This window comes from Pseudomonas sp. J380 (genome assembly GCF_009827115.1).
Classification (GTDB): domain Bacteria; phylum Pseudomonadota; class Gammaproteobacteria; order Pseudomonadales; family Pseudomonadaceae; genus Aquipseudomonas; species Aquipseudomonas paracarnis.
The window spans coordinates 3,180,417-3,198,613 of record NZ_CP043060.1 but is presented as its reverse complement, the minus strand read 5'-3'; the positions used below and the strand labels follow the sequence as shown (position 1 = coordinate 3,198,613).

At 60.4% G+C, this 18,197-nt stretch carries 16 protein-coding genes; 7 read left to right on the top strand and 9 right to left on the bottom strand.

Going from position 1 to position 18,197, the window contains the following annotated elements:
* Nucleotides 1-3: 3 nt before the first annotated feature.
* From FXO12_RS14560 to FXO12_RS14550, 3 genes are all read right to left on the bottom strand, one after another.
* Nucleotides 4-963, bottom strand: coding sequence for a DUF523 and DUF1722 domain-containing protein (locus tag FXO12_RS14560; RefSeq protein ID WP_054922531.1), 960 nt, complete (start codon nucleotides 961-963; stop codon nucleotides 4-6).
* 112 nt (nucleotides 964-1,075) lie between these two features.
* A complete protein-coding gene (locus FXO12_RS14555) occupies nucleotides 1,076-1,291 on the bottom strand; it encodes a TIGR02450 family Trp-rich protein (RefSeq protein WP_054896873.1) in 216 nt (71 codons plus the stop codon).
* Complete coding sequence (locus tag FXO12_RS14550) at nucleotides 1,288-2,274, bottom strand: NAD(P)/FAD-dependent oxidoreductase (protein WP_034128068.1); 987 nt, start codon at nucleotides 2,272-2,274, stop codon at nucleotides 1,288-1,290. The genes FXO12_RS14555 and FXO12_RS14550 overlap by 4 nt, the downstream gene beginning before the upstream one ends.
* Nucleotides 2,275-2,486: 212 nt before the next feature.
* Here FXO12_RS14550 and FXO12_RS14545 point away from each other — a divergent pair, with 212 nt between their 5' ends.
* Nucleotides 2,487-3,386, top strand: a complete 900-nt coding sequence (locus FXO12_RS14545; protein WP_054896874.1) for a TIGR01777 family oxidoreductase — start codon at nucleotides 2,487-2,489, stop codon at nucleotides 3,384-3,386.
* A 14-nt stretch (nucleotides 3,387-3,400) separates the two neighbouring features.
* Complete coding sequence (hemH, locus tag FXO12_RS14540) at nucleotides 3,401-4,426, top strand: ferrochelatase (protein WP_057977384.1); 1,026 nt, start codon at nucleotides 3,401-3,403, stop codon at nucleotides 4,424-4,426.
* A 67-nt stretch (nucleotides 4,427-4,493) separates the two neighbouring features.
* Here hemH and FXO12_RS14535 read toward each other — a convergent pair whose 3' ends face one another.
* The gene (locus FXO12_RS14535; RefSeq protein WP_057977382.1) at nucleotides 4,494-6,587 is read right to left on the bottom strand and encodes a TonB-dependent siderophore receptor; all 2,094 of its coding nucleotides are present in this window, start codon (nucleotides 6,585-6,587) and stop codon (nucleotides 4,494-4,496) included.
* 112 nt (nucleotides 6,588-6,699) lie between these two features.
* The gene (algW, locus tag FXO12_RS14530; protein WP_057977380.1) at nucleotides 6,700-7,860 is read right to left on the bottom strand and encodes a Do family serine endopeptidase AlgW; all 1,161 of its coding nucleotides are present in this window, start codon (nucleotides 7,858-7,860) and stop codon (nucleotides 6,700-6,702) included.
* A 101-nt stretch (nucleotides 7,861-7,961) separates the two neighbouring features.
* On the opposite strand from algW, the gene FXO12_RS14525 reads away from it, so the two are divergent.
* From FXO12_RS14525 to cysN, 3 genes are all read left to right on the top strand, one after another.
* Nucleotides 7,962-8,720: a Nif3-like dinuclear metal center hexameric protein gene (locus tag FXO12_RS14525; protein WP_020302961.1), complete on the top strand. Its 759-nt coding sequence runs from the start codon at nucleotides 7,962-7,964 to the stop codon at nucleotides 8,718-8,720.
* 253 nt (nucleotides 8,721-8,973) lie between these two features.
* Nucleotides 8,974-9,891, top strand: coding sequence for a sulfate adenylyltransferase subunit CysD (gene cysD / locus FXO12_RS14520; protein ID WP_003171640.1), 918 nt, complete (start codon nucleotides 8,974-8,976; stop codon nucleotides 9,889-9,891).
* Between the two features lie 9 nt (nucleotides 9,892-9,900).
* Nucleotides 9,901-11,799 (top strand): sulfate adenylyltransferase subunit CysN, encoded by a 1,899-nt coding sequence (cysN, locus tag FXO12_RS14515; protein WP_054896880.1) that lies wholly within the window; start codon nucleotides 9,901-9,903, stop codon nucleotides 11,797-11,799.
* Nucleotides 11,800-11,910: 111 nt separating this feature from the next.
* On the opposite strand, the gene FXO12_RS14510 is transcribed toward cysN, so the two are convergent.
* From FXO12_RS14510 to FXO12_RS14500, 3 genes are all read right to left on the bottom strand, one after another.
* On the bottom strand, nucleotides 11,911-12,810 hold the full coding sequence (locus FXO12_RS14510; RefSeq protein WP_014716856.1) for an acyltransferase: 900 nt from the start codon (nucleotides 12,808-12,810) through the stop codon (nucleotides 11,911-11,913).
* The gene (gene pta, locus FXO12_RS14505) at nucleotides 12,811-14,910 is read right to left on the bottom strand and encodes a phosphate acetyltransferase (RefSeq protein WP_003188396.1); all 2,100 of its coding nucleotides are present in this window, start codon (nucleotides 14,908-14,910) and stop codon (nucleotides 12,811-12,813) included.
* A 79-nt stretch (nucleotides 14,911-14,989) separates the two neighbouring features.
* Complete coding sequence (locus FXO12_RS14500; RefSeq protein WP_102666761.1) at nucleotides 14,990-15,277, bottom strand: DUF3565 domain-containing protein; 288 nt, start codon at nucleotides 15,275-15,277, stop codon at nucleotides 14,990-14,992.
* Between FXO12_RS14500 and FXO12_RS14495 the strand changes: the two genes are divergently transcribed.
* On the top strand, nucleotides 15,276-15,761 hold the full coding sequence (locus tag FXO12_RS14495; protein ID WP_003188398.1) for a peptidylprolyl isomerase: 486 nt from the start codon (nucleotides 15,276-15,278) through the stop codon (nucleotides 15,759-15,761). The two genes, FXO12_RS14500 and FXO12_RS14495, sit on opposite strands and share 2 nt — an antisense overlap.
* 279 nt (nucleotides 15,762-16,040) lie before the next feature.
* Here the strand turns inward: FXO12_RS14495 and rpsT are convergent, their stop codons facing one another.
* Nucleotides 16,041-16,319: a 30S ribosomal protein S20 gene (rpsT, locus tag FXO12_RS14490; protein ID WP_003188401.1), complete on the bottom strand. Its 279-nt coding sequence runs from the start codon at nucleotides 16,317-16,319 to the stop codon at nucleotides 16,041-16,043.
* Between the two features lie 253 nt (nucleotides 16,320-16,572).
* On the opposite strand from rpsT, the gene murJ reads away from it, so the two are divergent.
* Nucleotides 16,573-18,111 (top strand): murein biosynthesis integral membrane protein MurJ, encoded by a 1,539-nt coding sequence (gene murJ / locus FXO12_RS14485; protein WP_034128060.1) that lies wholly within the window; start codon nucleotides 16,573-16,575, stop codon nucleotides 18,109-18,111.
* Nucleotides 18,112-18,197: the final 86 nt, after the last annotated feature.

Sequence of the window (18,197 nt, the reverse complement as noted above, 5' to 3'; positions counted from 1 at the left end):
GGGTTAGATCGCATTACGCAGGCTGAGGTTTTCCGGGTGCGGTTGCAGGTAGGCCTGCTGCGCGATGTAGCGGTCCGGATGTTGGCGAAAGTGGTGTTTGAGCAGGGTCAGCGGCACCACCAGTGGCACGATGCCGTGGCGGTATTGGCCGATGACGGTCTGCATTTCCTGTTTGTCATCGGCACTGATGGCTTGCTTGAGATAGCCACTGATGTGTTGCAGCACATTGGTATGGGTACCGCGAGTCGCGCATTTTTTCAGGCCCGCCATCAGTTCGCTGAAATAGCCGTCGGCCAAAGCTTGCAGGTCAATGCCCTTGCCCATGCTGCCGAGCAAGTGGCCCAGGCTTTTGTAATGCGCCGGGCTGTGGGCCATCAGCAGGTACTTGTAGCGCGAGTGAAACGTCAGCAAGCGGTGACGGGTAAGGCCGTCGGCCAACAGTTGCTGCCAACTGGCGTACACGAATACGCGGGTGAGGAAGTTTTCCCGCAGCACCGGGTCGTTCAGGCGACCGTCTTCCTCCACCGGCAGGTTGGGGTGTCGAGCACAAAACGCCTGGGCGTAAATGCCGCGCCCGCCACCGTCGACGGGCGTGCCGTTGTCGCGGTACACCTTGACCCGCTCCAGGCCGCAGGACGGTGACTTTTGCATGAAGATGTAGCCGCACAGGTCGGTATGTTCCCGGGCCATTTGCTGGCCGTAATCATCCAGTGGCTGAGTGACATTGAGCGCAGGGTTTACGCTGCCCACGGCCTGCGGGTGGTTGGGGTCCCCGACCAGGCGGATCGCTTGCCGAGGAATGCCCAGGCCGATGGCAACTTCAGGGCACAACGGGACGAAATCGAAATAGTCACTGAGGGTCTGACTGCATAGCAGGGACTGTTTATGACCGCCATTGAAGCGCACGTTCTCACCCAGAAGGCAGGCGCTGATGGCGATCTTCGGTTTCACACGGCTGGACATAAGCAAACCTCTGCAAGAATCCTGTACAAGCTACAAATCTTGTACAACTAAATCTCATCATAGGCTCGATGTTGTACAAGTCAAATATTTTGTACAGGGTTGTGCCGCCGCTTTATTTCCAGCCGATTGTCCAGTCCTCAGCGTTTTTCAGGGTCTGCCAGGGCAGGCGTTCGGCGCGCCGAGTAAGGATGGCCTGCAGTTCGATGTCCAGCACCGTGCCCTCGTCGTCACGGAACAATTCGGTGACCAGGAAGTGTTTTTCCTTGTGGCGGGGATGAGCTGCCGTCCATTTTGACAGCAGCAGTTTGGCGGGGTTGATGCGGTTCATTGCAAGTGCTCGATCAAGCGTCGCGCCGCTTCCTGGCCACTCAACCAGGCACCTTCCACCCGGCCGGAGAGGCACCAGTCACCACAGACGAACAGGCCCAGGTCGGCGTCGGCCAGCACGCCGAATTCATGGCTGCTCGATGGGCGCGCGTAGAGCCAACGGTGCGCCAGGCTGAACGACGGCGCAGGCATGGCGCTGTGCAGCAATTCGGCAAAGGCGCCGTGCAGGTGTTCGATCACCGCTTCCTTGGGCAGGTCCAGGTGGGCCTTGCTCCAGGCGCTGGTGGCGTGCAGCACCCAGGTGTCGAGGGTGGTATCGCGCCCGGGCTTGCTGCGGTTGCGCGCCAGCCAGTCGAGGGGGCTGTCTTGCACGAAGCAGCCCTCCATCGGCGTATCCAGGGGCTTGTCGAACGCCAGGGCGATGGCCCAGGTCGGGTCCATTTTTACCCCGGCGGCGGCGCTCGCCAGCTTGGGCGCGGCGGCCAGCAGGGCGGTGGCTTGGGGCGCCGGCGTGGCAATGATCACGTGACTGAAAGGGCCGTGATTGCCGCCGTCCGCGTCGAGCAGGTTCCAGTGCTGCGTGCCCTGGAAGACTTCGGTGATGCGGCAACCGAACTCCACCGGCAAGTCGTCGAGCAGGGCGCGAGTGATGGCGCTCATGCGCGGCGTGCCCACCCAGCGGATCTGCTCATCGGGGGAGGGCGTCAATTGCCCGGACTTGAAGTTATACAACTGGGGCTTCCACTGCTCGGCCCAGCCGTTGCTTTGCCAGCGCTGCACTTCGTTGACGAAGCGCCGGTCGCGAGCGGTGAAGTATTGCGCGCCCATATCCAGCGCGCCGGCGTCGCTGCGCTTGCTGGACATGCGGCCACCGCTGCCGCGGCTTTTATCGAAGAGATGCACTGCATGCCCAGCGTCTTGTAACGCTCGGGCGGCGGAGAGACCGGCGATGCCGGTACCAATGATCGCGATGGGAACAGTCATGGGAGGCCTCGTTTTACCGTTGGGTACAGACTACGCCGACACCAATAGCTGTACAATATTGTTTTTTGGTATAAGTTTTGGCGTGCCTGATTGTGTGGCGTGACCTATGGTTAAGCTAAGGCTTGAACCCCCGTCACGCTCAATTATCAAATTGATCCCTGCTTATAAAATAGACCAGTGAGCGGCGGCGAACGTTACATGAGGAGAGTCCCATGCATATTTTGCTGACCGGCGGTACCGGCTTGATCGGCCGTCAACTCTGCAAGCACTGGCTCGCGCAAGGCCACCGCCTGACGGTGTGGAGCCGGCAACCGGAAACGGTCGCCCGGGTGTGCGGTGCGCAGGTGCTCGGAGTGGCTCGCCTACAAGAGGTGATTGGCACGGTGGACGCGGTGGTCAACCTGGCAGGCGCGCCTATCGCGGACCGGCCTTGGACCCATAAGCGCAAGGCATTGCTGTGGAACAGTCGCATTCACCTCACCGAAACCTTGCTGGCCTGGATGGAAAGCCTGGAACAAAAACCGGCGGTGCTGATCTCCGGCTCTGCGGTGGGTTGGTACGGCGACGGCGGCGAGCGCGAACTGACCGAAGCCAGCGGCCCGGTGCTGGATGACTTCCCCAGCCAGTTGTGTATCGCCTGGGAGGAAACCGCCCAGCGTGCCGAAGCCTTGGGCATTCGCGTGGTGCTGGTGCGTACGGGGTTGGTGCTGTCTGCCGAGGGCGGCTTTTTGTCGCGCCTGCTGCTGCCGTTCAAACTGGCGCTGGGCGGGCCGATTGGCAATGGACGGCAGTGGATGCCCTGGGTGCATATCAAGGATCAAATCGCCCTGATTGATTTTCTTCTGCACAAGCAAGACGCCAACGGTCCTTATAATGCCTGCGCGCCGCACCCGGTGCGCAACCGCGAATTTGCCAAGACCCTGGGCCAGGTGCTGCACCGCCCGGCGTTCATGCCGATGCCGGCATTTGCGTTGAAGGTTGGCCTGGGTGAGTTGTCCGGCTTGTTGCTGGGCGGGCAAAAGGCTTTGCCTGAACGGCTGCAGGCCGCAGGTTTCACTTTCCAGTTCACTGAGTTGCGTGCGGCTCTGGACGACTTGTCCAGCCGCCTCTAAAGATAGGATGTTGCATGACCGATCACGCGTTGTTACTGGTCAACCTGGGTTCGCCAAAGTCCACTTCAGTGGCCGATGTGCGCAGCTACCTCAATCAGTTCCTGATGGACCCTTATGTGATCGACTTGCCGTGGCCGGTGCGGCGCTTGCTGGTATCGCTGATCCTGATCAAGCGCCCCGAGCAATCGGCCCATGCCTATGCGTCGATCTGGTGGGACGAGGGTTCTCCGTTGGTGGTGCTGAGCCGCCGCCTGCAGCAGCAGATGACCGCGCAGTGGACCCAGGGCCCGGTGGAATTGGCGATGCGTTACGGCGAGCCGTCCCTGGAAACGGTCCTGACACGCCTGGCCGCCCAGGGTATTCAAAAAATCACACTGGCGCCGTTGTACCCGCAGTTTGCCGACAGCACCGTCACCACGGTGATAGAGGAAGCCAAGCGAGTGGTGCGCGACAAGCAACTGAATGTGCAGTTTTCGATCCTGCAACCGTTCTACGATCAGCCTGAGTACCTCGATGCGCTGGCGGCGAGTGTGCGCTCTTATGTGGAGCAGGATTACGATCACTTGCTGCTCAGTTTCCATGGCTTGCCTGAGCGTCATCTGACCAAGCTCGACCCCACGGGCCAGCACTGCTTCAAGGATGCCGACTGCTGCAAGAACGCATCCCCTGAAGTGCTTGCCACCTGTTACCGCGCGCAGTGCTTCAGCGTGGCGCGGGATGTGGCCGAGCGGCTGGGTTTACCGGAGGGCAAATGGTCGGTGGCGTTCCAGTCCCGCCTGGGCCGGGCCAAGTGGATCGAACCCTACACCGAGGCACGCCTTGAGGCATTGGCCCAGCAAGGCGTGAAGAAGCTGCTGGTGATGTGCCCGGCGTTCGTCGCCGACTGTATTGAAACGTTGGAGGAAATTGGCGATCGCGGTCGCGAGCAATTTCGTGAAGCGGGGGGCGAGGAGCTGGTGTTGGTGCCTTGCCTGAATGACGAGCCGCAGTGGGCGGCAGCGCTTAATACCCTGTGCGAACGAGCGCCGACGACGCTGTAACCCGGGCCGGATTAAGATCAAAATGTGGGAGGGGGCAAGCCCCCTCCCACATTTAGTCCTATGTTTGTCAGAGGTTGAGGGTCAGGCTAACTGTGAAGTTGCGCGGCTCACCCGGGTTGACCCAATAGTTGCTGTAGGACCGCTCGTAGTACTTTTCATTGAACAGGTTGTTAAGGTTCAGCCCCACCGTCACATTCTGCGTAGCCTTGTAATGTGCCAGCAAATCCACGGTGTGGTAGGCGGGCAGTTCGAAACCCGTGCCGGCTTCGCCTGAGCGGTCACCTACATAGGTGAACGCTGCGCCCAGGTCTGAGCCACGCAACGCGCCTTCCTGGAACTCATACACGCCCAACACACTGCCACTGCGCTTGGCCACGCCCAGAATGCGGCTGCCCGTAGGAATGGTTTTGTCGCCCTTGGTCACTTCAGCGTCGATGTAGGCCAAGGCGCCGATTACGCGGACTGCGTCGGTCACTTGCCCGGTTACTTGCAGGTCGAACCCCTGGCTGCGGGCCTTGCCCATGGCGCGGTTGAGGTTGGTCGCCGGGTCCAGGGTCAGCACGTTTTCCTTTTCGATATGAAAGGCCGCCAGGGTAGCGCTGAGGCGGTCGTCAAACAGCTCGCTCTTGACCCCCACCTCATAACCCACGCCTTCTTCGGGCTTGAAGGACTTGCCAGCGGCATCCAGGCCGCTATTGGGCTTGAACGACGTGGAGGCGTTGGCAAACACGCCGACTTCTGGCGTGAGCTGGTAGAGCAGGCCGGCGCGCTGAGTGAAGGCGTCGTGGGTTTGGCGGCCCTTGGCGTGGTTGCGGGTGAAGTCGTCGGTGCTTTGTTCGAAGTGTTCGAAGCGCGCACCGATCATACCGCGCAGGCGGTCGGTGAAGATGATCTGGTCTTGCAGGTTGAGTGCGTGGCTTTTGGTCTGTTCGAAGAAGTCGGTACCGGAGCGTTTGCCGTTGGGTTTGGGCTGGCCGTACACCGGCTTGTAGATGTCGATGGGATAGTCGCCAGCGATCGCCGTCACACGCTCTTTCTTACGGTAATCCTCGTACTCGGTACCGATCAACAGTTCATGTTGCCAACTGCCCATATCGAACACCCCACGCAGTTCCAGCTGGGTGATGCTGTCATGCCAACCGGTGGAGCGTTCACGGTAGCGGCGATTGACGCTGTGGCCGTCTGCGTTCAACGCTCGGCTTTCCGAAGCATCGCCCCACAGGCTGCCTTGCTTGTAATGGCTGGCCAGGCGCAGTTTCCAGGCGTCGTTGAGGTGGTGTTCCAACGCCGCCTGAATGCGGTTGTTGTGGTTGCGGATATTGCCGTCGTTGGGCTCGCCGAGGAAGGTGGAATGGGACATGCCGGTATTGGCGACGATGCCTCGGTCGAAGGTGGAGCTGTGGCGCACGAACTCACTTTCCACCAGCAGGGTGGTGTCCGGGTCCAGTTGCCAACTGAAGGAGGGCGCGACAAACACACGCTTGGCGTCCACGTGATCGCGAAAGCTGTGGTTGTCTTCAACGGCCAGGTTCACTCGCGTCAGCACGCGCCCCTCGCTGTCCAGCGGCGTATTCACATCCAGCGCCGTGCGGTAGCGGTCCCAACTGCCTGCGCTGGTCTGCAGCGTGGTGAAGGCCTCGGGCTGGGGTTTCTTGGTGACGATATTTACCGTGCCGCCGGGATCGCCACGCCCATACAGGCTGGCGGCGGGGCCCTTGAGCACTTCAATGCGCTCGATATTCGCCGCGTCCGGGGTACTGGGGTAACCACGGTTGGCGCTGAAACCATCCTGGTAGAACTCGGACGTGGTGAAGCCGCGCACGCTGTATTCGTAGAGGGTCAGGCCGCCGAAGTTGTTTTGCTTGGATACGCCGCCAGCGAATTCCAGGGCGCGCTCCACGCTGGTACTGCCCAGGTCTTTGAGTACCGTGGCAGGAATCACGCTGATCGATTGCGGGATGTCGCGCAAGGCCGTGTCGGTCTTGGTCGCACTGGCAGAGCGGGTGGCGCGGTAGCCGTCGACCGGGCCGGTGGCGGATTCATAGGCGTCGGAAGTGACGCTGATGGTGTCCAGTTCCAGGGTGTTTTCTTCGGCGTAGGCAGGGTCGAGCAGCAAACTCAGGGCCAGGCCGGCCAAGGGCACAAACTTTCGAGACGGCATGATAGAGCGTTCCAATAGCGATATTGAAACAATATAACATGCCTAATGAGAATGAATCGCTAAGAAATGTAGCCTTACCAGCGCCCGCGAACGGGCGCTAGGATCGCGACGGTTATTGCTCTTCTTTCACTGGCGCGGTCGCCGGTGGTGGGCGCAGTCCGATTTCCGCCGACAGTTTGATCTCCTTGCCGTTGCGCATCACCAGGATCGCCACCTTGTCGGTCGGCTTGATCCGCGCCACTTGGTTCATCGACTTGCGGCCATCACCCGCCGGGGCGCCGTCGATGCTGAGGATCACATCGCCCAGTTGCAGGCCGGCTTTCTGCGCCGGGCCGTCGCGGAAGATCCCCGCTACCACGATGCCTGGACGCCCGGTCAGGCCAAATGACTCGGCCAGTTCCTTGGTCAAGGGCTGTACCTCAATGCCCAGCCAGCCGCGAATCACCTGGCCGTGCTCGATGATCGACTTCATCACTTCCATCGCCAGCTTCACCGGGATCGCAAACCCAATGCCCTGTGAGCCGCCGGACTTGGAAAAAATCGCGGTGTTGATGCCCGTCAGGTTGCCATTGGCGTCCACCAGCGCACCGCCCGAGTTGCCGGGGTTGATCGCGGCGTCGGTCTGGATGAAATCTTCGTAGCTGTTAAGGCCCAACTGGTTACGCCCGGTGGCGCTGATGATGCCCATGGTCACCGTTTGCCCCACCCCGAACGGGTTGCCGATGGCCAGCGCTACATCGCCCACGCGCAAACCGTCGGAGCGGCCGAGGGTGATGGCCGGCAGGTTCTTCAGATCAATTTTGAGTACCGCAAGATCAGTTTCCGGGTCGCTGCCCACCACGCGGGCCAGGGTTTCGCGGCCGTCACGCAGGGCCACCACGATCTGGTCGGCGCCCGTGGTCACATGGTTGTTGGTGAGGATGTAGCCCTCGGGGCTCATGATCACGCCGGAGCCGAGGCTGGATTCCATGCGGCGCTGCTTGGGGCCGTTGTCACCGAAGTAGCGGCGAAATTGCGGGTCTTCAAACAACGGATGCGCGGGCTTGTTGATGACCTTGGTGGTGTACAGGTTGACCACCGCAGGGGCCGCGATGGTGACCGCGTCGGCATAGGTGACCGGGCCCTGGACCACTGTGTTGGTCTGCGGCGCCTGTTGCAGGTTCACATCCAGTGTGGGCAGGCCCACCCACTGGGGATAACGCTGGATAATCAGCATCGCGATCAGCACGCCAGCCAACAATGGCCATCCAAAAAAACGCAGTGCCTTGAGCATCAAGTAAGTCCTGACAGGTTGCAGGGGGCGGGAGAGCGCCCATAATGTCGCGCATTATACGAGGCTGTGACGCCTGCGAACGGGATATTTAGGAGTCTTTTATGGCCGTGCCCCTTACTACCCTCGTCGAGGAAGCCGACCGCTACCTCGGCAGCGCCAAAATTGCCGATTACTGCCCCAATGGCCTGCAGGTCGAGGGCCGGCCCCAAGTGATGCGCATCGTCAGCGGCGTGACCGCCAGCCAAGCCCTGCTGGACGCCGCCGTCGAAGCCAAGGCCGACCTGGTGCTGGTGCACCACGGTTACTTCTGGAAGGGCGAAAACCCGTGCATCACCGGCATGAAGCAGCGCCGTCTCAAAACCCTGCTCAAGCATGACATCAGCCTGCTGGCCTACCACTTGCCCTTGGACCTGCACGCCGATGTCGGCAACAACGTGCAACTGGCTCGCCACCTGGACATCACCGTCGAAGGCCCGCTGGACCCGGGCAACCCAAAAATCGTCGGCCTGGTCGGCTCCCTGGCCGAGCCCTTGTCACCTCGTGACTTCGCCCGTCGCGTGCAGGACGTGATGGGCCGCGAACCGCTGCTGATCGAAGGCAGCGAAATGATTCGCCGCGTCGGCTGGTGTACCGGTGGCGGCCAGGGCTACATCGACCAGGCGATTGCCGCGGGTGTCGATTTGTACCTGAGCGGTGAAGCGTCCGAACAGACCTTCCACAGCGCCCGGGAAAACGACATCAGCTTCATCGCCGCCGGCCATCACGCCACCGAACGCTACGGCGTGCAGGCCTTGGGCGACTACCTGGCGCGGCGCTTTGCCCTGGAGCATCTGTTCATCGACTGCCCCAATCCGATCTAAAGCACAGCATTGAACACTGTGGGAGCTGGCTTGCCTGCGATACAGGCACCGCAGCCATTCAGGCTCACCGAGGTGAGGCCATCGCAGGCAAGCCAGCTCCCACACTTACAGTGTTGAAGCCCAAACTGGGCGGCATATTCATATATCGTTTCGGTCTAGCTGGCGCCCTAAATAGAAGAAGTTGCTGTGCTAGCATGCCTCGCTCGAACACGGCCCGCTGGCCGTCCATAAGATCGTTTTTCCGTGAGTAACCATGGTCGACAAACTGACGCATCTGAAACAGCTGGAGGCGGAAAGCATCCACATCATCCGCGAGGTCGCCGCCGAGTTCGATAACCCGGTGATGCTCTACTCGATCGGTAAAGACTCCGCCGTGATGCTGCACCTGGCACGCAAGGCCTTCTTCCCGGGCAAACTGCCATTTCCGGTGATGCACGTCGACACTCGCTGGAAATTCCAGGAGATGTACAAGTTCCGCGACAAGATGGTCGAGGAGCTGGGCCTGGACCTGATTACCCACATCAACCCCGATGGCGTGGCGCAGAACATCAACCCGTTCACCCACGGCAGTGCCAAGCACACCGATATCATGAAGACCGAGGGCCTCAAGCAGGCGCTGGACAAGCATGGTTTCGACGCAGCATTCGGCGGCGCCCGTCGCGATGAAGAGAAATCCCGTGCCAAAGAGCGCGTGTACTCGTTCCGCGACAGCAAGCACCGTTGGGACCCGAAGAACCAACGCCCGGAGCTGTGGAACGTCTACAACGGCAACGTCAACAAGGGCGAGTCGATCCGCGTGTTCCCGCTGTCCAACTGGACCGAGCTGGACATCTGGCAGTACATCTACCTGGAAGGCATCCCGATCGTGCCGCTGTACTTCGCCGCCGAGCGCGACGTGATCGAGAAGAACGGCACGTTGATCATGATCGACGACGACCGCATCCTTGAGCACCTGTCCGACGAAGACAAAGCCCGCATCGTCAAAAAGAAAGTACGTTTCCGCACCCTTGGCTGCTACCCGTTGACGGGCGCGGTGGAGTCCGAAGCCGAGACGCTGACGGACATCATTCAGGAAATGCTCCTGACGCGAACTTCCGAACGCCAGGGCCGTGTCATCGACCACGATGGTGCAGGCTCGATGGAAGATAAAAAACGTCAAGGCTATTTCTAAGGGGCTGTCATGTCGCATCAATCTGATTTGATCAGCGAGGACATCCTCGCCTACCTGGGCCAGCACGAGCGCAAAGAAATGTTGCGCTTCCTGACCTGTGGCAATGTCGACGACGGCAAGAGCACCCTGATCGGGCGCCTGCTGCACGACTCCAAGATGATCTACGAGGATCACCTGGAAGCCATTACCCGCGACTCGAAAAAGTCCGGCACCACCGGTGATGATATCGACCTGGCATTGCTGGTCGATGGCCTGCAGGCCGAGCGTGAGCAGGGCATCACTATTGATGTTGCCTATCGCTATTTCTCCACCGCCAAGCGCAAATTCATCATCGCCGACACCCCCGGGCATGAGCAGTACACCCGCAACATGGCCACTGGTGCGTCCACCTGTGATCTGGCGATCATCTTGATTGACGCTCGCTACGGCGTGCAGACCCAGACCCGTCGCCACAGCTATATCGCTTCGTTGCTGGGTATCAAACACATCGTGGTGGCCATCAACAAGATGGACATCAACGGCTTTGACCAAAGCGTATTCGAGTCGATCAAAGCCGATTACCTGAAGTTCGCCGAAGGTATCGCATTCAAGCCAAGCACCCTGGCCTTTGTGCCGATGTCGGCGCTCAAGGGCGACAACGTGGTGAACAAGAGCGAGCGTTCGCCCTGGTACACCGGGCAGTCGCTGATGGAGATCTTAGAGACTGTCGAGATCGCCAATGATCGCAACTACACCGACCTGCGTTTCCCGGTGCAGTACGTCAACCGCCCGAACCTGAACTTCCGTGGGTTTGCCGGCACCCTGGCGAGTGGCATCGTGCACAAGGGCGACGAAGTGGTGGTATTGCCGTCGGGCAAGAGCAGCCGCGTCAAATCCATCGTCACCTTTGAAGGTGAGCTGGAACACGCAGGCCCAGGCCAGGCCGTGACCTTGACCATGGAAGACGAGATCGACATCTCCCGTGGCGACCTGTTGGTGCATGCTGACAACGTGCCGCAAGTGACCGACGCCTTCGACGCCATGCTGGTGTGGATGGGCGAAGAACCGATGCTGCCGGGCAAGAAATACGACATCAAGCGCGCCACCAGCTACGTGCCGGGTTCCATCACCAGCATCGTGCACCGCGTGGACGTAAACACCCTGGCCGAAGGCCCGGCGAGTTCGCTGCAGCTCAACGAGATTGGCCGGGTCAAGGTCAGCCTGGACGCCGCCATCGCCCTGGACGGTTACGACAGCAACCGCACCACTGGCGCGTTCATCGTGATCGACCGCTTGACCAACGGCACGGTGGCCGCGGGCATGATCATCGCGCCACCGGTGGGTCATGGCGGCGCTGCGCAGCACGGCAGCCTGGCGCATGTGGCCACCGAAGAGCGCGCCCTGCGTTTCGGCCAGCAGCCGGCCACGGTGTTGTTCAGCGGCTTGTCGGGCGCTGGCAAGAGCACTCTGGCCTATGCGGTCGAGCGCAAGCTGTTCGACATGGGCCGGGCGGTGTTCGTGCTGGACGGCCAGAACCTGCGTCACGATCTGAACAAAGGGTTGCCGCAAGACCGTGCCGGGCGTACCGAGAACTGGCGTCGTGCGGCTCATGTGGCGCGTCAGTTCAACGAAGCCGGCCTGCTGACCCTGGCGGCTTTCGTTGCGCCGGATGCCGAAGGCCGTGAACAGGCCAAGGCGCTGATTGGTGCGGACCGACTGCTGACCGTCTACGTGCAGGCATCGCCGTTGGTGTGCGCCGAGCGTGACCCGCAAGGTTTGTACGCGGCCGGTGGGGATAACATCCCTGGCGAATCCTTCCCCTATGACGTGCCGTTGAATGCCGACCTTGTGATCGACACCCAGGCGTTGTCGCTGGAAGACAGCGTCAAGCAAGTGCTGGAGCTGTTGCGTCAGCGCGGCGCGATCTAAGCTTTATAACCGCACAAAAAAGCCCGCCACCGAGTGATCGGTGGCGGGCTTTTTACATATTCTCAAATGTGGACTCGGTCAATGTGGGAGCTGGCTTGCTTCCACATGTGATCAGCGGCTGGCCGGAAAGTCTTTGTGCAGCTGTTCCAACAATGCATCCTTGTCTTGCCACAACTGGTTGATCCAGCCCTGGAACGCCAGTCGATATTCCCCATCCTGCTCATAATTCTTGCCGATGAATTCGGCCGGTATCTGCACCTCTTCAAAGTGCACCACCACGTCCTTCACGTTACCGCACAGCAAATCCCAATAACCTGGGCGCCCGGCGGGGTAGTGGATGGTCACATTGATCAGTGACTTGAGCTGCTCGCCCATGGCATCCAACACAAACGCAATTCCGCCCGCCTTGGGTTTAAGCAGGTAGCGAAACGGTGACTGCTGCTGCGCATGCTTGCCCGGCGTAAAGCGTGTGCCTTCGGCAAAGTTGAAAATCCCCACGGGATTGTCGCGAAACTTCGCACAGGTCTTGCGCGTGGTTTCCAGGTCTTTGCCTTTCTTCTCCGGGTGCTTCTCCAAATAAGCCTTGCTGTAGCGCTTCATGAAGGGAAAACCCAGCGCCCACCACGCCAGGCCAATCACCGGTACCCATATCAGCTCTTGCTTGAGGAAGAACTTCAGGGGGCGAATGCGCCGATTGAGCACGTACTGCAACACCATGATGTCGACCCAGCTCTGATGGTTGCTGGTCACCAGGTACGAGTGTTGGTAGTCCAGGCCCTCAAGGCCAGTCAGGTGCCAGCGCGTACGGCGCACCAGGTTCATCCAGCCCTTGTTGTTGGTAACCCAGGCTTCGTGGGTGTGGTTCATCAGCCATTCGCTCAGGCGCTTGGCGAACGGCAGCGCCTTGAACAGCGCCACGATAAACAGGAACGAACACAGCAGGATCGTGTTCAGCGCCAGCAACAGCGAAGCGATCACCCCGCGCACGGCGGCAGGTAGAAAATCCAGCATTTAGATATCCATGGGTCGGTTGGCGGCTTGGATCGCCGTCAGGGCGATGGTGTACACGATGTCGTCCACCTGGGCGCCACGTGGCAGGTCATTGACCGGTTTGCGCAGGCCCTGAAGCATCGGCCCCAGGCTCACGCAATCGGCGCTGCGTTGTACGGCTTTGTGGGTGGTGTTGCCGGTGTTCAGGTCCGGGAATACAAAGACGGTGGCCTTGCCCGCCACCTGGCTGTTGGGCGCCAGTTGTCGGGCGACGTTTTCGTTGGCGGCGGCGTCGTATTGCAACGGGCCGTCGATCAGCAACGAACTTTGTTGTTCGTGGGCGAGCAGGGTGGCTTCGCGGACTTTTTCCACCTCCTCGCCGCTGGCCGAGTCACCGCTGGAGTAGCTGATCATCGCCACCCGTGGCGTGATGCCGAACGCCGCCGCCGAGTCGGCGCTTTGCAGGGCGATTTCCGCCAGTTCCGCAGCGCTTGGGTGCGGGTTCATCACGCAGTCGCCGTACACCAGTACCTGCTCGGGGAACAGCATGAAGAACACCGACGACACCAGGGTGCAGCCCGGCGCGGTCTTGATCAGCTGCAGCGCCGGGCGAATGGTGTTGGCGGTGGAGTGAATCACGCCGGAGACCAGGCCATCCACTTCGTCGAGGGCGAGCATCATGGTGGCGATCACCACGGTGTCTTCCAGTTGCTGCTCGGCCATGGGCGCGTTGAGGCTTTTGCTCTTGCGCAAGGCGACCATTGGCTCCACGTAGCGTTGGCGAATCAGGTCGGGGTCGAGAATCTCCAGGCCTTCGGGCAGGTCGATACCTTGGGCGCGGGCGACTGCCTCCACATCCGCAGGCTTGGCCAACAGCACGCAACGGGCAATGCCGCGGGCCTGGCAGATCGCGGCGGCCTGTACGGTCAGCGGCTCGCTACCTTCGGGCAACACGATGCGTTTGTTGGCGGCCTGGGCGCGTTGGATCAACTGGTAACGGAACACTGCCGGCGACAGGCGCATCTCCCTTGGCGTGCCGCAGCGCTGGTGCAGCCAGCGCGCATCGAGGTGGCTGGCGACGAAGTCGGTGATGATTTCCGCACGCTCGCGGTCATCGATAGGGATTTCCTTGTTGAGGCTATTGAGCTGGTTGGCGGTGTCATAGGAGCCGGTGCTCACCGACAACACCGGCAACCCGGCCTGGAAGGCGCCTCGGCACAGATCCATGATGCGTGGGTCGGGCAGGGTGTCGCTGGTCAGCAGCAGCCCGGCCAGCGGCACGCCATTGATGGCGGCCAGGCTGACGGCGAGGATGATGTCATCGCGATCTCCCGGGGTTACCACCAACACACCGGGCTTGAGCAGCTCGACGGTGTTACGCATGGTGCGCGCGCAAATGATGATCTTGGTCATGCGCCGGCTTTCGTAGTCGCCGGCGTTGAGGATCTGCGCGCCCATCAGGTCGGCCACGTCGCGGGTGCGCGGGGCATTCAGCTCGGGTTGGTAGGGGATGCAGCCGAGCAGCCGGAAATCACCGCTGCGCAACAGCGGCGAATGCTCTTTGAGGCGCGCCGAGAAGGCTTCCATGCTTTCGTCGGTGCGTACCTTGTTGAGAATTACGCCCAGCACTTTCGGGTCTTTGGGGCCGCCAAACAGTTGGGCCTGCAATTCCACACGGCCGGAAAGCTCGGTGAGCACTTCATTTTCCGGCGCCGAGACCAGGATCACTTCCGCGTCCAGGCTCTTGGCCAGGTGCAGGTTGACCCGTGCCGCGTAGCTGGCGCTGCGGGTCGGCACCATCCCTTCGACGATCAGCACGTCTTTGCCTACGGCTGCCTGTTGGTAAAGGGTGATGATCTCTTCGAGCAACTCATCGAGCTGGCCGTCGCCGAGCATGCGCTCTACGTGAGCCAGGCCCAGGGGCTGCGGCGGTTTCAGGCCGTGGGTGCGCGCCACCAGCTCGGTAGAGCGTTCCGGCCCGGTATCGCCAGGGTGTGGCTGGGCAATGGGTTTGAAAAAGCCGACTTTCAGGCCGGCCCTTTCCAGTGTGCGCACCAGCCCAAGGCTGATGGAGGTCAGACCCACACCAAAATCGGTGGGCGCGATAAAAAAAGTCTGCATGCGAATTCTCTGGAGGTGCATGGCTTGGGTGGCGCTCTATGGGTGAGTGCCTACCGCGAATCAGACGCCAAGGTTATCGTTATTCGTGCCCTTGCGCACACCAGCCGCACGCAAAGGCCTGGCCTATTTTTTCAAGGCGTTGCGCGGGGTCGAGCACCCAGGCGCGTGACTGCCAGGGCGGCTGGTGGCGCAGGTGCTGGGTGTGGCCGCAAGACAGCTCGGCCACCCAGTGCCCATCGTCGTCCTGATGAAAACCTGTGATCGTGACCGTTGATCGGCCCCGTCCGTCCGGGTTCCGTTCGCTTTCGGGCAAATCCTTGTTTAGACTTGTCCGTTCTTCATTCTTATGCAAAAGGTCTCGCCCCATGACGATCGCCGCTAACAAGGCTGTCTCCATCGACTATACCCTGACCAACGACGCTGGTGAGGTCATCGACAGCTCCGCCGGCGGCGCGCCGCTGGTTTACCTGCAAGGCGCAGGTAACATCATCCCAGGCCTGGAAAAGGCTCTGGAAGGCAAGAACGTCGGTGACGAACTGACTGTCGCCGTAGAACCTGAAGATGCCTACGGCGAATACTCCGCCGAACTGGTCAGCACCTTGAGCCGCAGCATGTTCGAAGGTGTCGATGAGCTGGAAGTGGGCATGCAGTTCCACGCTTCCGCGCCGGACGGCCAAATGCAGATCGTCACCATCCGCGACCTGGACGGCGACGACGTTACCGTTGACGGCAACCACCCTCTGGCTGGCCAGCGCCTGAACTTCCAAGTGAAGATCGTGGCCATCCGCGACGCTTCCCAGGAAGAAGTGGCTCACGGCCACGTCCACGGTGAAGGCGGTCATCACCATTGATTGATGTTTTGATCAGGTGGTAGCAAAAACGCCCCGACTGGTTCGGGGCGTTTTTTTTGCCTTGAGAATATTCCCGGTCAACTTTCTGTAGGAGCGAGCTTGCTCGCGAAAAACCTGAGAGCCCCGCCGGGCGCCAGGCTTCCCGCGTCATCGTTAACGATCTTCGCGAGCAAGCTCGCTCCTACAGTTTTCAGGGGCAAACAAAAATGCCCCGGACCTTTCGGTACGGGGCATTTCTTAACTGTTACACAGCCTGGGCTGCGTTGCAGTTGTTACCACTTAGGCTGCAGCAGGAACGCTCAGAGCCTTGATGTGGCCATTCAGGCGGCTCTTATGGCGAGCGGCCTTGTTCTTGTGGATGATGCCTTTATCGGCCATACGGTCGATAACAGGCACAGCCAGAACGTAAGCTGCTTGAGCTTTTTCAGCGTCTTTGGTGTCGATGGCTTTGACTACATTCTTGATGTAGGTGCGAACCATGGAACGCAGGCTGGCGTTGTGGCTGCGACGCTTCTCAGCCTGTTTTGCACGTTTTTTGGCGGAAGGTGTGTTGGCCACCGTCGAGCTCCTCGAAAGACTTTTTAGGAAATAGCAAACAAAATAGGCCGCGAATCATGCCGATGACTTGACGGGTTGTCAAGGGCGGCTGATGCGAACTGCTGAGTGGTCGATCTGAAGAGGCGGGTGATTTATTTCCGGCGCTTGACCTGTAAACTCGCGAGCTTTGGCTCTGTGCTGTTGCAGGCGCGCAGTATCGCATAAGTGGGCGCGTAGTTCGCCTGCTCTTTATCTATAGGCGCAAACTCTTTCAATGAATCTGCTCAAATCGTTGGCTGCCGTCAGCTCTATCACGATGATTTCCCGGGTATTGGGGTTCGTGCGCGACACCCTGCTGGCCCGCATCTTTGGCGCCAGCATGGCCACGGATGCGTTCTTTATTGCCTTTAAACTGCCCAACCTGTTGCGGCGGATCTTTGCCGAAGGCGCGTTTTCCCAGGCGTTCGTGCCGATTCTGGCCGAATACAAGACCCAGCATGGCGAGGAGGCGACTCGTACGTTCATCGCCTACGTCTCGGGTTTGCTGACGCTGGTGCTGATGCTGGTAACCATCGTCGGGATGCTCGCCGCTCCCTGGGTGATCTGGGCCACGGCGCCCGGTTTTGCCAACACGCCGGAAAAGTTCGCGCTGACCACTGATCTGCTGCGGGTGACCTTTCCTTATATATTGCTGATTTCCCTGTCTTCGCTCGCCGGGGCGATCCTCAATACCTGGAATCGTTTCTCGGTACCGGCCTTTGTGCCGACCTTGCTGAACGTCAGCATGATTATTTTTGCGCTGTTCCTCACGCCGTATTTCGACCCTCCGGTCATGGCCCTGGGTTGGGCGGTGCTGGCCGGCGGCCTGGCGCAGTTGTTGTACCAACTGCCGCACCTGAAAAAAATCGGCATGCTCGTACTGCCGCGCCTGAACCTCAAGGACACCGGCGTCTGGCGCGTGATGCGCAATATGCTGCCGGCGATCCTCGGGGTGTCGGTCAGTCAGATTTCGCTGATCATCAACACCGCGTTTGCCTCGTTGCTGGTGTCCGGGTCGGTATCGTGGATGTATTACGCCGACCGTCTGATGGAGTTGCCATCCGGTGTGCTTGGCGTGGCATTGGGCACGATCCTGCTGCCGACCCTGGCGCGCACCTATGCCAGCAAGGATCGTCAGGAGTATTCGCGCATTCTCGATTGGGGCCTGCGTCTGTGCTTTCTATTGGTGTTGCCATGCGCGCTGGCCTTGGGAATCCTCGCCGAACCGCTGACGGTCTCGCTGTTTCAATACGGGCAATTCGATGCACATGACGCCTTGATGACTCAGCACGCGCTGGTTGCCTACTCTGTCGGCCTGCTCGGTATTATCGTGATCAAGGTGCTGGCGCCGGGCTTCTACGCACAGCAAAACATCCGCACGCCGGTGAAGATCGCGATTTTCACGCTGATCGTCACACAGTTGCTCAACCTGCTGTTTATCGGTCCGTTGGCCCATGCCGGGCTGGCGCTGGCGATCAGTGCCGGTGCCTGTATCAATGCCGGCCTGTTGTTTTATCAGCTGCGCAAGCAGCAGATGTACCAGCCGCAGCCGGGTTGGGGAATGTTCACGCTCAAGTTGCTTGTGGCGGTGGCCGCAATGTCCGCGGTGCTGGTGGGGCTGATGCAGGTGATGCCGGCCTGGGGTGATGGCGATATGCTGGAGCGCTTCATGCGCCTGGGCGCGTTGGTAGTGGCGGGCGTGGTGGTGTACTTCGGGATGTTGCTGTTGCAGGGCTTCCGCCTGCGCGATTTCAATCGCAAGTCGCTGGGATAGCGAGTTTGCCGCGATAAAACAGTTGTTTTATCGATTCGACCCATTTGGCCTGCGCTGTTGCCTGTCGTCCGGGGCTGGGTGTGGTT

Bases quoted from the DNA above. Each gene is read 5' to 3' on its own strand.
- FXO12_RS14545 (WP_054896874.1), top strand. From the start codon at position 2,487: ATGCATATTTTGCTGACCGGCGGTACCGGCTTGATCGGCCGTCAACTC.
- murJ (WP_034128060.1), top strand. From the start codon at position 16,573: ATGAATCTGCTCAAATCGTTGGCTGCCGTCAGCTCTATCACGATGATT.
- hemH (WP_057977384.1), top strand. From the start codon at position 3,401: ATGACCGATCACGCGTTGTTACTGGTCAACCTGGGTTCGCCAAAGTCC.
- FXO12_RS14535 (WP_057977382.1), bottom strand. From the start codon at position 6,587: ATGCCGTCTCGAAAGTTTGTGCCCTTGGCCGGCCTGGCCCTGAGTTTG.
- FXO12_RS14555 (WP_054896873.1), bottom strand. From the start codon at position 1,291: ATGAACCGCATCAACCCCGCCAAACTGCTGCTGTCAAAATGGACGGCA.
- cysN (WP_054896880.1), top strand. From the start codon at position 9,901: ATGTCGCATCAATCTGATTTGATCAGCGAGGACATCCTCGCCTACCTG.
- pta (WP_003188396.1), bottom strand. From the start codon at position 14,910: ATGCAGACTTTTTTTATCGCGCCCACCGATTTTGGTGTGGGTCTGACC.
- algW (WP_057977380.1), bottom strand. From the start codon at position 7,860: ATGCTCAAGGCACTGCGTTTTTTTGGATGGCCATTGTTGGCTGGCGTG.
- FXO12_RS14560 (WP_054922531.1), bottom strand. From the start codon at position 963: ATGTCCAGCCGTGTGAAACCGAAGATCGCCATCAGCGCCTGCCTTCTG.
- FXO12_RS14495 (WP_003188398.1), top strand. From the start codon at position 15,276: ATGACGATCGCCGCTAACAAGGCTGTCTCCATCGACTATACCCTGACC.
- FXO12_RS14500 (WP_102666761.1), bottom strand. From the start codon at position 15,277: ATGGGGCGAGACCTTTTGCATAAGAATGAAGAACGGACAAGTCTAAAC.
- FXO12_RS14525 (WP_020302961.1), top strand. From the start codon at position 7,962: ATGGCCGTGCCCCTTACTACCCTCGTCGAGGAAGCCGACCGCTACCTC.
- FXO12_RS14550 (WP_034128068.1), bottom strand. From the start codon at position 2,274: ATGACTGTTCCCATCGCGATCATTGGTACCGGCATCGCCGGTCTCTCC.
- cysD (WP_003171640.1), top strand. From the start codon at position 8,974: ATGGTCGACAAACTGACGCATCTGAAACAGCTGGAGGCGGAAAGCATC.
- FXO12_RS14510 (WP_014716856.1), bottom strand. From the start codon at position 12,810: ATGCTGGATTTTCTACCTGCCGCCGTGCGCGGGGTGATCGCTTCGCTG.